8 protein-coding genes are annotated in these 15,334 nt (G+C 46.0%); 2 read left to right on the forward strand and 6 right to left on the reverse strand.

From position 1 onward, the window contains the following. Positions 1–59: 59 nt before the first annotated feature. From V7K45_RS03805 to V7K45_RS03830, 6 genes are all read right to left on the reverse strand, one after another. Complete coding sequence (locus V7K45_RS03805; RefSeq protein ID WP_292809529.1) at positions 60–332, reverse strand: phosphopantetheine-binding protein; 273 nt, start codon at positions 330–332, stop codon at positions 60–62. A 39-nt stretch (positions 333–371) separates the two neighbouring features. Then, on the reverse strand, positions 372–1,115 hold the full coding sequence (locus V7K45_RS03810) for a polyketide synthase (RefSeq protein ID WP_335000533.1): 744 nt from the start codon (positions 1,113–1,115) through the stop codon (positions 372–374). Next, entirely contained in the window at positions 1,108–1,908 is an 801-nt protein-coding gene (locus V7K45_RS03815) for an enoyl-CoA hydratase/isomerase family protein (RefSeq protein ID WP_335000535.1), read from the reverse strand. Before V7K45_RS03815 ends, V7K45_RS03810 begins: the two co-directional genes overlap by 8 nt. Next, positions 1,899–3,119: a hydroxymethylglutaryl-CoA synthase family protein gene (locus V7K45_RS03820; RefSeq protein WP_335000537.1), complete on the reverse strand. Its 1,221-nt coding sequence runs from the start codon at positions 3,117–3,119 to the stop codon at positions 1,899–1,901. Before V7K45_RS03820 ends, V7K45_RS03815 begins: the two co-directional genes overlap by 10 nt. Positions 3,120–3,245: 126 nt before the next feature. Next, entirely contained in the window at positions 3,246–6,041 is a 2,796-nt protein-coding gene (locus tag V7K45_RS03825; RefSeq protein WP_335000539.1) for a type I polyketide synthase, read from the reverse strand. Further along, positions 6,038–12,715, reverse strand: coding sequence for a beta-ketoacyl synthase N-terminal-like domain-containing protein (locus tag V7K45_RS03830; protein WP_335000541.1), 6,678 nt, complete (start codon positions 12,713–12,715; stop codon positions 6,038–6,040). Before V7K45_RS03830 ends, V7K45_RS03825 begins: the two co-directional genes overlap by 4 nt. Positions 12,716–13,119: 404 nt before the next feature. On the opposite strand from V7K45_RS03830, the gene V7K45_RS03835 reads away from it, so the two are divergent. Together V7K45_RS03835 and V7K45_RS03840 are read left to right on the forward strand one after the other, a co-directional pair. Beyond that, complete coding sequence (locus V7K45_RS03835) at positions 13,120–14,577, forward strand: PP2C family protein-serine/threonine phosphatase (RefSeq protein ID WP_335000543.1); 1,458 nt, start codon at positions 13,120–13,122, stop codon at positions 14,575–14,577. 36 nt (positions 14,578–14,613) lie between these two features. Continuing rightward, complete coding sequence (locus V7K45_RS03840) at positions 14,614–15,045, forward strand: ATP-binding protein (RefSeq protein WP_335000545.1); 432 nt, start codon at positions 14,614–14,616, stop codon at positions 15,043–15,045. Positions 15,046–15,334 lie beyond the last annotated feature (289 nt).

Here is a 15,334-nt window from a genome sequence, read left to right on the forward strand (position 1 = left end):
TCCCTTGTTGTTGAGCCTAGTCGAAACACTGCCTTCTGCCTCCTTCACTAATCGCCCTTTTATTGCGTAACTTTAACTTCTTGAGAAGCTTCGTCTTTAAACTTGGCGAACAATTCCACCAAGTCATTGATTGTCTTAAAGCTAGAAACTTCTGTTCTGGGAATTTTTATTTTGAGTTCTCGCATACAAGCAGAAACAATTTCTACGCCGTCAAGACTACTGGCTCCATATTCTCCGATGGTTTTATGCGGATCTATTTCAACATTTTCTAGTCCATCTACGTTGAGCTTGATATGTTTAATTACGACATTTAATACTTGCTCTCGATCCATGATGTCTTGTCTCCTATATTGAAAATCAAAAAACAAAATCTAGGCTAAATAAGCCGCTTCGATGTGTGATAATGTCCCTGGAACGCCAAAACAGATTTTGTGCATTAGGTGTTCGCGGGACAATGCTGCTTGGAGAGCTTGACGCCGGGGTAATGACAAGGTGTCTTTTACCATCTCCAAAACATGTCTGGGTTTTTCGGCAATTCTCCGTGCCATATCCAAGGCTAAAGTCATAACTTCCTCAGCTGGAACTATGTAGTTAAATAAACCTCGTCCTTTGAGTTCTTTCCCTTTGTAGAGCTTGGCGGTGAGGAGCATCTCGCTAGCAAAGTGATGTCCAACCATTGCAGGTAAGACAGATAAGATACCCATTCCGGGAGTAAATCCCAAATCTGTAAAATTAACTCCGTACCGACTATTTTCGGATGCGATCGCCATATCGCAGTAGAGCGCTAACGCTATGCCACCTCCCACAGCATGACCCTGCAAAGCTGCAATAATTGGTACGGGAAAGCTAAGTAGTTGGTTGGGCAGTGATAAATCTTTGACATCTGCATTACCACTCACAACTTGTTTGATGGTGTCTAAGCTTGCTCCGGCGCAGAAGACATCCGATCGCCCACTCAAAATCAAGACTTTCAAGCTCGGTTCTGTAGCTAGATCGGTCAGGGTTGTCATTAATTCATCGCACAGTTCTTCGCTCAAACGATTTTCGTTTTCAGGGTCATCGATTTGCAGTTGGAAGATGCCGTCTTCAAGATTGGCGAGCAAAACTTTAGACATGGGTTTTTCCCCTGTACTTTTGAAACCAAGGTGGCGAGAATCCCTCGGTGAAACTTTGAATTCCTTCTAAGGCCTCCGGTTGTGCTAACCATGAAACAAGTTGATTCAGGGCAATATTGGTTTGTCGCTGTAAATCTGACCCATAGAGTTGTTCAAAATATTGTTTACTAGCAGCGATCGCTTCTGGAGAAGAACGAAATAGCCGTTGTAATTGTCGGTTCAAGGTGGTAGCCATGCCTTCAGTCGCCACTTCATCCACTAACCCAAATGCCTTGGCTTCTAGGCTGTTAATACCCCGACTGCTGAGGGTTAAATACTTGAGCTGTGCTATGGTCAGACGACGCAGTAAAAAGGGTGCAATCAGAGCCGGAATCATGCCAATGATGACTTCTGGCAACATAAATATTACGTTCTCGTTGGCAATAACGAGATCGCAAGCCGCAACTAAACCCAGTCCTCCACCTGTAACATTACCTTCAACACAGGCGATTACAGGCAAGTGGGAATGACAAATTAATTGCAGACAATTTATAAAGGCTTGAAACAGTTCTATTTGAGGTCTTCCTCCCTGCTGTAATATCCATTCCAAATCAAGTCCTTTGCAGAAGTCAGTTCCTTCAGCCCGAAGCACGATCGCCCGACAAGATGAATCGGCGATCGCAGCTTGTAACGCTTGACTAAGTTGATTAATTAAAGATGGATTGAGTGCATTACCTGTTTGGGGTTGCACCAAGGCAATCTGGGCAACTCCTGAATCGATTTTATATCGGACGGCCTCTACTATTAACTCCATTGATATTGCCTATAGTAATTTTCAACATTGCTTAACACAAGTAAACCTCGGCCTCGATAGCGTTTTTCATAGCGTTCATCTAAATAGTTTTCTAAGTTAAAGTCCCGGCGATCGCTATATTTTTCACGGGTCAATTCACTAGCTTCATAATCTGCAACAGACAAACGAAGTCGCTGATTGAGATGTTCGTCAATGTTGAGCGATCGGACAATTTCAGTTGCAGCCTTGCCAATGGTGGCGCTGTAGAATTCTGCTTGACAGCCACCACCATAAGCAAACAGGGAAATGCGATCGCCCGGACTCAGATCCTTGGCATAATTCAAAAGACTTAACAAACAAATAAAATTAGAACCCCCATACGAACTACCAATTTGTTGAGCAAAATGTATACTCTCTGCAACTTTTGATTGAAAACTTAACTTAGCAGCCGCTTTCCCTACCGCTTCAAATCGGTTGAGTATGGTGCGATGTGCCTGAAACGTCATTGCTGGAAAGGGCGCATGATAAATGTGTTTTTTAAAATCAGCATCATAGTCTACAGAACCCACGATTTGCTCGTAGTGATTGAATGCTCCCTCCAAAGCATCTAAATAAGAGTAAAGACTCGTTTCACTTTTGATCACTTCGGTGTTGAAAGTGGGGCGCAGATAGTCAGAAATCTCCTTTGTCCAGTAACCCGCCTTATCCAGTTCAATTTCGAGAATTTCTGGATTGGCGCTAACGAGCATCGCCACTGCACCACCTCCGCAGATAAACTCCTGGTCGGTATTGAGCGTGACGCTGCTGAAGTCCGTGTTAATTACCAATGCCTTTTTCCCAGGTCTAGCCCCTGAAGCTACCCACGAAGCAGCCATTTTGAAAGCCGCAGTGCCACCGTAACAAGCATGTTTCACCTCGAAATTACGGCAATTAGGAGATAAATTACAAAACCGATGTACCCAGGTGGACAGAGATTTGCCACAATCAACCGCAGATTCTGTACCAACAATTAGTAGTTCAATGTCTTCCAAGTCTTGAGGTGATAAGAGTTGTTTGGCTGCATTCACCGCTAGAGTAATAGCATCTTCATAGACTGGATAAACCGATCGCGTTTTGCACATTAAACTATCGGCAATGTGTTGGAAGTTTTTACCACGCGCTTCGGCAAGATCGGCAATATCTAGATAGAACTGCCCTGAGTACAGATTGAGTTTCTCGATTCCTATAGGCATAGAATGTTGGCTAATTGCTGACTGGGAACAGTGGGATATTTTTTATTTGGGAGTCAATCAATTTTGGATTTTGAATTTCCGATTTTGGATTGAGGAATTTTTAATCTAAAATCGGCAATCTAAAATCTAAAATTCATTGTCAATCCAACAGCGTTGGCGCTGGAAAGGATAAGTGGGCAGAGCAACTCGTTGTCGAGGGGAATCTCTATGAAATTCTGACCAATTAATGTTTATACCCTTTATGTATAAAGTAGCCAGACTGTCGAGCAGCGATCGCCACTCATCGTGTCCTTGTCTTAAAGAAGACAACCAAGTAGCAGTATTTTTAGGCAGACAGCGCTTACCCATGCTTGCCAAAGTATCTGTTGGCCCAATTTCCAGAAAAATATTATACCCTGCCTCTGCTAAGGTCTGGATACCTCCATCGAAACGCACGGGCGATCGCAGTTGAGAGCGCCAGTAGTTAGCATCTAGTACCCCTGGCTCGAATTCTCCCGAAAGATGAGAGATAAACGGCAGACTTGGGGGATGAAACTGCATTTTCCTCAAAGTCTGCTCAAAGGCATTTTGGATGGGGTCTACTAAGGGTGAGTGAAACGCATGGGCAACATTCAGTTCGCGAGTCATAATGAAATCCGATTCCAGACGGGCGATCGCTGCTGAAACCGCTTGTCTATCGCCCGCAATCACAGTTTGGGTAGGGCCGTTAAAGGCAGCAATAGCAACAGTATCCTGGTAAGATGCGATCGCCTCCTCTACTATCTCTTTAGCTGCAAACACCGCCACCATTTGCCCTTCTCTAGCTTGCGTTGCCATCAGTCGTCCCGGTTCGGCGCTCAAGTACAGCCCTTCTTCTAAGCTGAATACACCTGTCACACAAGCAGCTACATACTCTCCGACGCTATGACCCATCACCGCATCAGGTTCAATGCCCCATGACTGCCACAATTTTACTAAGGCATACTCTACAGCAAATAGAGCAGGTTGGGCGTAAGCAGTTTCATCTAAAAGATGAGGCGCTAAGTTTCTTTCCCTTTCCCCTTTTTCCTTTTCCCTTTCCCCTAACATTGGATACAGTACTTCCAACAGTGGGCGATCCAAATAAGAGCGTAAGATGCGATCGCAATCGTCTAAGGCAGCACGGAAAATAGGTTGGGTATTGTAAAGTTCCCATCCCATACCAATGTATTGCGAACCCTGTCCAGCAAACAAAAATGCAATCTTCGGCCTATTCTCCGGCTGTAATTGTCCTGTTGTCTGTTTGCTAGTGGCGAATGTCCTCAGTTGGGAGATTAAATGGGGTAAATCGCCTGACGAAACGATCGCATGGCGATGATTAAAATGCGATCGACCGATATTAGTTGTGAAACAGATATCAGGAATCGATTGAGCAGCGTAGTTTTCTAAACTATCTGCATAGCAACTTGCTAGTTCCCATAACGCTGTCTCAGTTTTTGCCGAAAGCGTCAACAGCGATTTGACGTGAAAATTTGCTCCCCTGCTCCCCTGCTCCTCGGTCACTGAGCGTAGCCGAAGTGCTGCCCCTCCGCCCTCCTCTGCTGCTAATACTACATGAGCATTGGTACCGCCAAAGCCAAAGGAATTAACGCCAGCAAACCGAGGCTTGATATCTATCGGACGAGCGATTGTAGGAATCAAGAATGGTGTTGACTTGATGTCAATATGGGGATTGATGGTTTTGAAATGGGGATGAGGGGGAATTTCTCCGTGTTGCAAACAGAGGACAGTTTTGATAAATGCGGCAATTCCACCAGCAGCTTCTAGGTTGCCAATATTAGTTTTCACAGAACCGAGTCCGCAGGGTTGGTCGAAGGTTCGTCCCTGTCCTAGTACCCCCAAAATTGCTTGTAGCTCAATGGCATCCCCCATTGGAGTACCCGTACCATGTGCCTCAACATAGTCAATCTCATCGGGTGCTACTCTCGCATTTGCCAATGCTTGCCGAATCACTGCTTGTTGAGCCAACCCATTTGGTGCAGTTAGTCCAACACTGCGGCCATTGTGATTCACGGCGGTTCCCCGCAGTAACGCTAGAATGCGATCGCCATCTTTGACTGCATCTGAAAGACGCTTCAGGATAACTATCCCACATCCTTCTCCTCGGACGTAGCCATCGGCTGTAGCATCAAAGCTTTTGCAGCGTCCATCAGATGACATCATGCCAGCCTGAGAAAAGGTAATATTCACCTCCGGTAACAACATAATATTCACGCCGCCCACCAATGCGAGATTTGACTCTCGATGCCGCAGACTTTGGCAAGCTGTATGAATAGCAACCAGGGACGACGAACAAGCAGTGTCGATTGTGACGCTTGGGCCTCGCACATCCAAAAAGTAGGACAGGCGATTTGCCGCCATACTATTGGCAATCCCGGTACCGGCTCTCGTGGGAATTGCGGTCATGGCTTTGTAATAATCACAAGTGGCAATTCCCACAAACACGCCAGTCTGAGAACCAGCTAGTTGTAAGGGGTCGTATCCAGCGTTTTCTAATGCCTCCCAACTTACTTCTAATAACAGTCGTTGTTGGGGGTCAATGGTAGCTGCTTCGCTCGTGGAAATTCCGAAAAAGCCGGGATCGAATTGATTGATGTTTGCTAAAAAGCCACCCCAACGGGTGTTAGTTTTGTCATAACTACTTAAATCGGGATCGTAGGAAGCATCTACATCCCAGCGATCGCTGGGAACTTCGGCGATCGCATCACCACCATTTTTGCATAACAGCCATAATTCCTCTGGAGAGTTAACTCCTCCAGGAAAGCGGCAACCAATACCGATGACTGCAATGGGTTCAGTTGCAGCATGTTCGAGGGTATTGAGCTTTGCTTGTAGGGCTGATAGCTCCAGCAATGCGCTCTGCATCAATTGTCCATAATCTCTGGTTTCTGAAGGACGACTCATAGCAGTTTTCCCTCTCTGATTGATGCTAGTTTTGCAGCCAGCAAATCTGCAATTTCGTCAAGCGATTGGTCGGGTGATGACAATCTCGCTCTCTTTTCTTCTAATGATGATTCTTCCAGTAAGGCTTGTTCCTGGAAAGTCTCAGAATTAGAGTTAGCCTGCTGGGTTGATGCTTGTGGATCTAAGAGCGACAACACTTGCGTTTCCAGATAATTCGCCAATGCTGCTACCGTCGGATAATCAAATAGTGTGGTTGGGGAAAGCGAACAGCCTAAACTATTTTGCAATTGCTCTTTCAACTCCGTAGCAGTTAATGAATCCATCCCTAATTCAAAGAATCCTTGCTGCAAACCGATGGACTGGGGTTGCTTTAAGCCTAAAACTTTGGCTACCAATGAGCGGACATGAGTCATTAATTCCTCCTGTCGCGCTCGTACAGGCTTGGTTACTAGCGATTGGAGAAATGTTGATTGTGCCGTGTTGATGGTGGCAGCAATGGGTGATGGGAGATGATTAGACTTCTCGCATAAGTCGGGAAAAGGGGAAGGTGGGGTCCCCTCTGGGGATAAGGGGCGGGGGGGAAAGGGTAAAGGTTTTGTATTGTCTTCTTCCCCTTTAACCTTTTCCCTTTTCCCAACTCTTGCAAAAGTGTTTTTTGCAAGAGGTCTATTGTGGTTAACTGGGTTATTGGTACTGATGCTCTGAGCCAGGATGACAACCTGTTGGAATGAATCGCCGATCGCTTCGCAATCAGGCGCCAGATGCACAGCCTCTTGAAACCCACAATCAGACAACAATTCCAGCCAGTCGGTCACTGCTAACAAAGGGTAGAATGGTCGCAACTCGTAGTCTGAGAATTTCCACCACCCTGGCGTTAATCCAAAGACTAAATCTAACCAACGTCGGGGACTTGTTCCCTCCAGCAATACTAACAATCCTCCTGGTGCTAACAGGCTGCGAACATGACGTAAGGTTTGCTGTAAATCCTCAGTTGCGTGCAGGACATTTGCTGCCACAATGATGTCGTATTGATGGTTAGTAAATCCCTGAGATTGGGGGTCTTGTTCAATGTCTAAAGACTGATAGCGGACAAATGGGTAATCTCGGAATCTCTCTTGAGCCTTGGAAGTGAACCACGTTCCTAAGTCTGTGAACACATATTCAGTTCGATCTGCTGGGAGATGAGGTAGGAGGTAAGCAGTTGTTCCGCCAGTTCCGGCTCCAATTTCCAAAATGCTGACTGTAGCAGTAGAAATCGCGGTTGAGATCGCCTTTTGGACTAGCGCGTTCATCACCTTTGCACCGGGGGAATCCTGGTAAAGCTGGGTTAATGCTGTCAAATCGCTTTGGGGAAATAGTAACTCCAGTGGGCGAGTTTCACCTTGGAGTACTTGAGCCAGGTGCGAACCGCAACGCTCTAACAGTGTCAGTTCTGCATTTGCTTGGGGATATTGCGATCGCAAATTATGTAGTTGCGCTTGTGGTGTCGGTAACTCTAGTATTCGAGTTACTTCCCACTGATTCCCAATTCGCTGAAGAATCCCTTCTTCAACCAGCATTTCCAACAGACGCAAAGCGAGTTTCTGATGTTGCTCGATGACTCCTAGTTTGGTGAGTTGGGGGATGGAATAGCGATCGCCTAGCTGCAAATTCCACCCCATCTGCCGGAATGCCGCCACCACATAAAGGATACTTAGGGATTCCAAAGTACTTAGGGCTTCCCCATAGTGTTTGAGACTCAGTTGGGCTGTCAATTCAGCCAACTGGGGCACGAGCAAACGCTTGATTTCTGCTGGCGAACAGAGCGATTCTCTAGCAGTCACGTCACTAGATGCAGTTTCCATCCAGAAGCGCGATCGCTCAAACGGATAATTGGGCAATATTACCCGACGATGTTGAGAGCCATGATGAAAGCCTACCCAATCGATGGATATTCCAGACTCGTACAAAGTTGCCAAACTGCACAACATCTGCTGTGAATTTGATTCCTTTTTGAGGCTGGGAAGCCACACATACTCGTTACCCGATAAGCACTGGCGACCCATTCCCAATAAAATCGGTTGCGGCCCTACTTCCAAATACGCTAAGGCTCCTAGTTTTGCTAGAGTTGCCATCCCATCAGCAAACCGGACTGGCTGCATCACATGTTGCACCCAATATTCAGGCGTGGCGATCTCTGCTTTTGCCAGTTGACCTGTGATATTAGAAATAAAACGAATATCGGGGTTTGGCGGATAGTAGTTTACTTGCTGGACAATTTGTTCAAACTCCGCCAGCATGGGTTGCATCAATGGCGAATGAAAAGCATGGGAAACCTCAAGTGGTTTCGTCTTCACTCCCTTTGCTTCTAACCTAACCACAGCCGATGTAATAGATTGAGATCCACCTGAGACAATCAGATGTGCGCCGTTCATTGCTGCGATCGCCAAATCTGAATACTCATCAATGATGCTCGATACTTCTTGCGACTGGGCAAATACCGCTACCATTGCTCCCCCAGACGGTAACGCTTGCATCAGTCTTCCCCGTGCAGCAATCAACTTCAGCCCATCTTCCAGACTAAACACTCCTGCGACACAAGCAGCTACATACTCGCCGATACTGTGTCCCATCACCACACTTGGTTTGATTCCCCAGGACTGCCATAGCTCAGACAATGCATATTCCAGAGCAAATAAAGCAGGTTGAGTATAAGCAGTTTCATTAATAGAGGCTTGAGTTGGGTTGTCTAACTCACTTCTAGGATATAGAACCTCTAACAAAGGCTGGTTTAAGTAGGGCTGCAAGATTTCAGCGCAGCGTTCTATGGCTTGCCGAAAAACGGGTTGCGTGTTGTAAAGTTCGCGCCCCATACCGATATATTGCGAACCTTGACCGGTGAACAGGAAAGCAACTCCCTGACAACGATCGCTTGTTCTAGAAGGTGGTGAATTATAAATGAACGCTGCGAGTTCCTCGCAAAATTGCTCAGAGGATTCTGCAACCAGAGCTAGTCGATAGTTAAAATGCGATCGCCCCACATGGCTCGTATAACAAATATCCCCCAGAGATACTTCTGAATGAAACTCCAGAAACGCCACATACTGCCGAGCTAATTCCCGTAACGCTATTTCACTTTTTGCCGAAAGCGTCAGCACCGATTTGAGGTGGAAATTTCCACCCCTGTTCCCCTGCTCCTCGGTCACTGAGCGTAGCCGAAGTGCTGCTCCCCTGCTCCTCTGCTCCTCTGCCCCTCTGCTCCTCTGCCCCTCTGCCCCTCCGCTCTCTTCCGGCGCTTCCTCCAGAACAACATGGGCATTCGTACCGCCAAAGCCAAAGGAACTTACTCCTGCAAAACGTTGCTCCCCAAAACCAGACCACTTCTGAGTCTCGCTGGGAATTGAAAAAGGCGTGTCTTGGATGGTAATCTTCGGATTTAACTGCTGGAGATGAAGCGTACCGGGAATCTCTTCATGTTGCAAAGCCAGTACAACTTTAATTAACCCTGCAATTCCCGCTGCTGATTCTGAATGACCGATATTAGTCTTCACCGAACCGATCGCACAAGATTGTTTTAGAGAACGACCTGACATCAACACTGATTGCAAAGAATTAACTTCAATCGGGTCGCCCAAAGCTGTACCTGTCCCATGAGCCTCAACATAACTAATCGCTGCGGGTGCGACTCCAGCATTCACAAGGGCCTGATGGATAACGGCTTGTTGAGCAATTCCTCTAGGAGCAGTCAGCCCATTGCTGTGACCATCCTGATTGACTGCCGAGCCGCGAATCAGCGCCAGGATATTATCCCCATCTTTGATAGCATCAGTAAAACGCTTCAGCACTACGATTCCACAACCTTCTCCCCGGACATAACCATCTGCATCCGCATCAAAGGTTTTACAGCGACCATCCCCTGACATGAATCTTGCTTGGGACAGGGCGATTGTCATTTGAGGGGTGAGAATTAAATTAACACCACCTGCCAAAGCCAAGTCACATTCCCCTAACCGTAAACTCTGACAAGCCTGGTGAACTGCAACCAGAGATGAAGAACAGGCAGTATCAACTGCCCAACTGGGCCCGTGCCAATCGAATTGATAGGATAGGCGGTTAGCGGCAATGCTCAGAGCGTTGCCTGTGCTGGCATAGACATCAATATCAGATAAGCGATCGAACTGGAAGCGAGCATAGTCATTGGTACTAATGCCGATAAATACACCACTGTTGCTTCCTGTCAAGCGATCGCTTGCTAATCCAGCATTTTCTAAAGCCTGCCAACTTACTTCTAGTAACAGCCTTTGCTGCGGGTCCATCCGCTCGGCTTCACGAGGAGAAATGCCAAAAAACTGGGGATCGAATTGGTCAACTTGCTCGATAAATCCACCCCAACGAGTACTCATTTTCCCTGGTTGGGCGGGGATGGGGTTATAGAAAAGATGAGAATCCCAACGATTGGCGGGAATTTGGTCGATAGCACTTTTACCATTTCGTAGTAATTGCCAAAAGGCTTCTGGGTTATTAGCTCCGGGAAAGCGGCAGTCAAGACCAATAATTGCGATCGCCTCAACGGATTTGAAATTTTGTCTGGGTTCTGGAGATTCTCGCCGTTGCGATAAAGTTTCTGTGAGATAGGCTGATAGAGTTGCGATCGTTGGGTAATCGTAAGCCAAAGTAGGCAACAACTGACAACCTAACCAATCCTCTAAATCTGCCGACAAGCTGACTGCGGCAATAGAATCCAACCCATAGTAAGCAAACGATTCACGCGGATCTATAGATTGGGGTGCAATGTTTTGTCGTTGAGCAATCTTATTTACCAACCAGTCTTGAATTTCCGCCGCTCCCTTGTCTCCTGACTTGCGACTTCTCAATTCCCCCTGCTCCCCCGCTCCTCGGTCACTGAGCGTAGCCGAAGTGCTGCCCCTCTGCTCCCCTGCTCCCCCGCTCCCCTGCTCCCCTGCCTTCCTCCACTCTCCCACCACTTCCAAAGTCCCCGCCAAAAATCCGGCGCGGGTGGCATAGCGCTGAATCTTCCCACTAGAAGTTTTGGGGATACTGACTGGTTTCAATAGCAAGACGGCATAAACTTCTAACTCGTGTTGTGTTGTGACTGCTTGTCGGATCGAGCCAATTACCTCACTTGCATCAAGCTTCCGCACAGCAGTTCGCTCGACTTCACAGGCCACAACGAGTTGTTCTTCACCGTCTACTTCGATAGTAAATGCGGCTACTCCCTGCAATCCCAAAGCCGAATGACTATTTGTAACTGTGAGTTCAATGTCTTGAGGATAATGATTGTGTCCTCGAATAATAATTAAATCCTTGAGTCTTCCGGTGATAAATAGCTCGCCGTCTTGTAAAAAGCCTAAATCTCCTGTACGCAGAAACGGGCCTTCCCCTGTATCTGCTAAATAAGCTGCAAATGTATGTTTTGTCTCCTCATGTCGCTGCCAATAGCCTTGGGTGATACTTGCTCCCGCTACCCAAATCTCGCCGACTTCATCTGGTAAACATCGTCTCAATAATTCAGGATGAGCGATCGCAATTCGGGTATCGCCCTGCTGGCTATTGCCACATCCAACTAAAAGCCGCGCCTTGGAATTCTCTGCTGTTGCCAGCACTACCCGATTTTCTGCCAGTGCGGTTGCCTCTACCTTGATAATTATTGGCTGAGTTTGTGCCTCTGCGGTAGTCACTTTCAGCGTCGCCTCAGCTAGCCCGTATGCTGGACAAAAAGCTGTTTCTTGAAACCCACAGGAGGCAAATGCTTTGGCAAACCGTTGGAGTGTTTCTGCTTTGACTGGCTCGGCACCATTGGAAGCAACTTGCCAAGAACTGAGATTTAGGCTAGCGCGTTGTTCTGCGGTAATTTTCCGAAGGCATAGTTCATAGGCAAAGTTGGGTGCGCTGCTATGGGTTGCTTGATAGCGGGAAATAGCTTGCAGCCAGCGAATCGGACGCCCAATAAAGGACACGGGCGCCATGATATAGCTAGGAAAGCCGTAGTACAAAGGTTGGAGTACTCCATAAATTAGCCCCATGTCATGAAAGAACGGAATCCACGTCACCATCACGCTATTAGATGTGTGATTCCAACCTTGGTCAATGTAGGCTAAATTGTGCAGTAGATTACTGTGACTTACCATCACCCCTTTGGGCGTTCCCGTAGAACCGGAGGTGTATTGCAGGAACGCTAAAGTATTTCCATCAATATTAGGTGCTTGCCATTCCTGTGCGATTGCCTCAGAAATCCCATCGCTGGCCAAGACTTTTAGAGATGCTAGTTCTGGATTGTCTGCAAAGTAGTTCTTAACGATTGGTAATAGTGCTGTTGTTGTCAGGATGGCAGTTGCTTGGGCGTCGGAAACGATCGCACCCAACCTAGCAATCGACTGATTTTGCCGAGGCGGATAGGCAGGAATCGCAATCAAACCAGCATATAAGCAGCCGAAAAAGGCAGTAATAAATTCTAAACCAGGTGGGTAGAGCAGGAGTACGCGATCGCCTGGCTTTGCAAATGTTTGCAAGTAGGTAGCGATCGCTCTTGCCAGTTTATCCAGTGCTCCATACGTGAGTGTACTTCCCTCAGATTCACCATCTACCAAAAAGGTATAGCCTAGCGTCTGAGGTTGCCCAATAGCTCTGTAGCGCAATACGTCTACTAGCGTCTCACTAGTATGTTGTTTTTCCATGCATGGCTACTCCTAAAACCTGGAAATTGTTCAGACCGCTAATCTCTAGCAAATTGACAAGCAAAGCCAACATCTGCGAGTAAATGAAGTTATTGAATATTTATCAGACTGATGAAACCATCAGTCTGATAAATTTTGGTGTTCTCCGAAAAATTTTAGTGTTCTCCAAAAAATTTTGGTGTTCTCCGAGAAAATCTTGGTATTGTTTAGAATACCAAGATTTGACTCCTCAGGCACAAACTTTATAAATTCTCAACTATTTAAAGGATGACTTTTATATCAAAATAACTTAATAGTTAGCGCAGGAGACTTGTGGAATTTCTATCTAATTAGCAGATGCATTCAATCAGTTAAGAAATTCCCATGCTAAATCTTAACCTTATAATAAAGCGACAGGTCTATTTATGATCCAACAATCTTATGAAGAAAATGGCATAGCAGAGAATCAACAGCTAATTGAGGAACTGAAATCCCTGCGGCGAGAGGTAGCTGAATTAAAAACAGAAAAAGCTGCTTTTCAAGCTCAAAAAAAGCTGCTGGAGCATTCAGTAGCAACAATCATCCGCGCTTCACCCGAAGAAGAGATGTTGAAAGCTACTTTACAAGACACGTTAGATGTTTGTAGTCAGCTTACTGGTGCCCAAAAAGGCAGTCTATTTTTACTCGATCGCCAGGGTGCTGTCACCGATAGTATCCTCACGCAAAGGGAGACAGCACTAGCAGAGCGCGATCGCCTGATTGGTTGTGTTTTAGCACAGGGGCTTGCTGGTTGGGTATACAGACAGCGCCAGATCGGATTGATCGTAGACACTGAGACCGACGATCGTTGGTTGCAGTTGCCCAATCAGCCTTACACTGTACGTTCAGCATTAGCTGTTCCCATTCTCAGGAATGAAGAGGTCTTAGGTATTCTTACCTTGCTACACCAAGAACCGGGGCACTTTAGCCCAGAAATTGCCCATCTGATGCAGCTCACTGCTGACCAAATCGCTATAGTTCTAGAAAATGCCCAGCTATATGGGAAAATTGAAACCTATTCCAAAGCACTCAACTACGAATTAGAAAAAGGGCGACAAATCCAGAGAGATTTTCTACCCAACGAAATCCCACAGCTACCTAATTTAGAGATTGCCACGTTTTTCTCTCCTGCCCGTCAAGTAGCTGGCGACTTCTACGACGTTTTTATGCTACCTGGCGATTACTTGGGGCTAGTGATTGCTGATGTCGCCGATAAAGGTGTAGGCGCTGCGTTATTTATGGCTTTGTTCCGGAGCTTAATCCGTATTTTTTCGGGACAAATTAGTTTGGGCGGACTCTCTATTATAGCCAATGAGGCGGAATTATCGATTTTGATTGAGTCAGAGATGGCAACCAATTTATACCAAATTAACCCCCTGAAAGCAGTAGCGCTCACGAATAATTACATCGCCCAGCAGCACGCGCAGATGAGTATGTTTGCCACGCTGTTTTTTGGCGTGCTAGATCCGGCAACTGGCATTCTCACCTACATCAATGGTGGACACGAAACTCTGTTTGTTGTCGGAGACAGTGGTATCAAAGCCAGTCTCAACTCAACCGGGCCAGCAGTAGGGATGATGCCTAATATGAAATTTAAAATTCAACAAGTACAGTTGGAACCAGGCGATATCTTAATTGGCTATACCGATGGGGTAACTGAGGCACGCAGCCCCAGCGGTAAGTTTTTTACTGAAAAGCGACTGCGATCGCTCCTAGATCGATCTGCGCTTTTGCCGTCTCCTCTGCTAGAGCGCATTACAACTGATTTGTTCGCTCACATCAGCAACGCACCTCAATTTGATGACATCACAATGCTGATTGTGCAGAGAAAGGCTTCAGACTAAAATTTCATCCTTTCACTCACCCCCAATCCGTAAAATATGGAACCTTTAACTGTGCCTGGAACACTGGACTCTTTAAAGGCGATCGCAGAATATGTGATGGCAGCAGCAACGGTAGCAGGTTTGAATAAAAAAACCTCCTATAGACTGCGTTTGGCGGTAGATGAAATCGCTACAAACATCATTAATTACGGCTATAAGGCAGCAAATCGCGAAGGCATATTGATTTTAAAAGCCGATCTTGACGATCGCTCCTTGACCATTGCGATTAAAGATACTGGTGTTCCCTTCAATCCTACTCAGAAGTTAGCTCCAAATGATTTGAACAAGTCGCTACAGCAACGACAGATTGGCGGTTTGGGAGTTTATCTAGCTCTTAACAGCGTAGATCGGTTTATTTACCAACAAGACGGAAACCAAAATTGTAATATTTTGATTGTAAATCGTGATGACGGATTGGGAAACAGTTAAGTAAGTTTGTAGGAATATTAATTATAAAAAAAGAACAATGAATTTAACAAGATACAACAAGAGTTACAAGTTAATTTATTTTTATTTACATAGTTTTGTTTTTCGACACCGCTGCACTTAAAACCAGTGATTGTTGGACAAAAATCTTCCTAAAACTTGCTAGCAAATATTTACAAAGCTTGATGTCCAATCCTTCCAGATTCTCGTTTCAGGTCACTTGTTACAAATGGTCACGAAGTTAGTAACTACAAAAAAATTTCATGTATTCTCAATATTCACAAGGTAGCGA

Origin of the sequence: Nostoc sp. (assembly GCF_036917375.1) — a bacterium.
GTDB lineage: Bacteria > Cyanobacteriota > Cyanobacteriia > Cyanobacteriales > Nostocaceae > Nostoc.

Coding starts and splice junctions, on each gene's coding strand:
- V7K45_RS03805 (WP_292809529.1), bottom strand. CDS start 332: ATGGATCGAGAGCAAGTATTAAATGTCGTAATTAAACATATCAAGCTC.
- V7K45_RS03810 (WP_335000533.1), bottom strand. CDS start 1,115: ATGTCTAAAGTTTTGCTCGCCAATCTTGAAGACGGCATCTTCCAACTG.
- V7K45_RS03815 (WP_335000535.1), bottom strand. CDS start 1,908: ATGGAGTTAATAGTAGAGGCCGTCCGATATAAAATCGATTCAGGAGTT.
- V7K45_RS03820 (WP_335000537.1), bottom strand. CDS start 3,119: ATGCCTATAGGAATCGAGAAACTCAATCTGTACTCAGGGCAGTTCTAT.
- V7K45_RS03825 (WP_335000539.1), bottom strand. CDS start 6,041: ATGAGTCGTCCTTCAGAAACCAGAGATTATGGACAATTGATGCAGAGC.
- V7K45_RS03830 (WP_335000541.1), bottom strand. CDS start 12,715: ATGGAAAAACAACATACTAGTGAGACGCTAGTAGACGTATTGCGCTAC.
- V7K45_RS03835 (WP_335000543.1), top strand. CDS start 13,120: ATGATCCAACAATCTTATGAAGAAAATGGCATAGCAGAGAATCAACAG.
- V7K45_RS03840 (WP_335000545.1), top strand. CDS start 14,614: ATGGAACCTTTAACTGTGCCTGGAACACTGGACTCTTTAAAGGCGATC.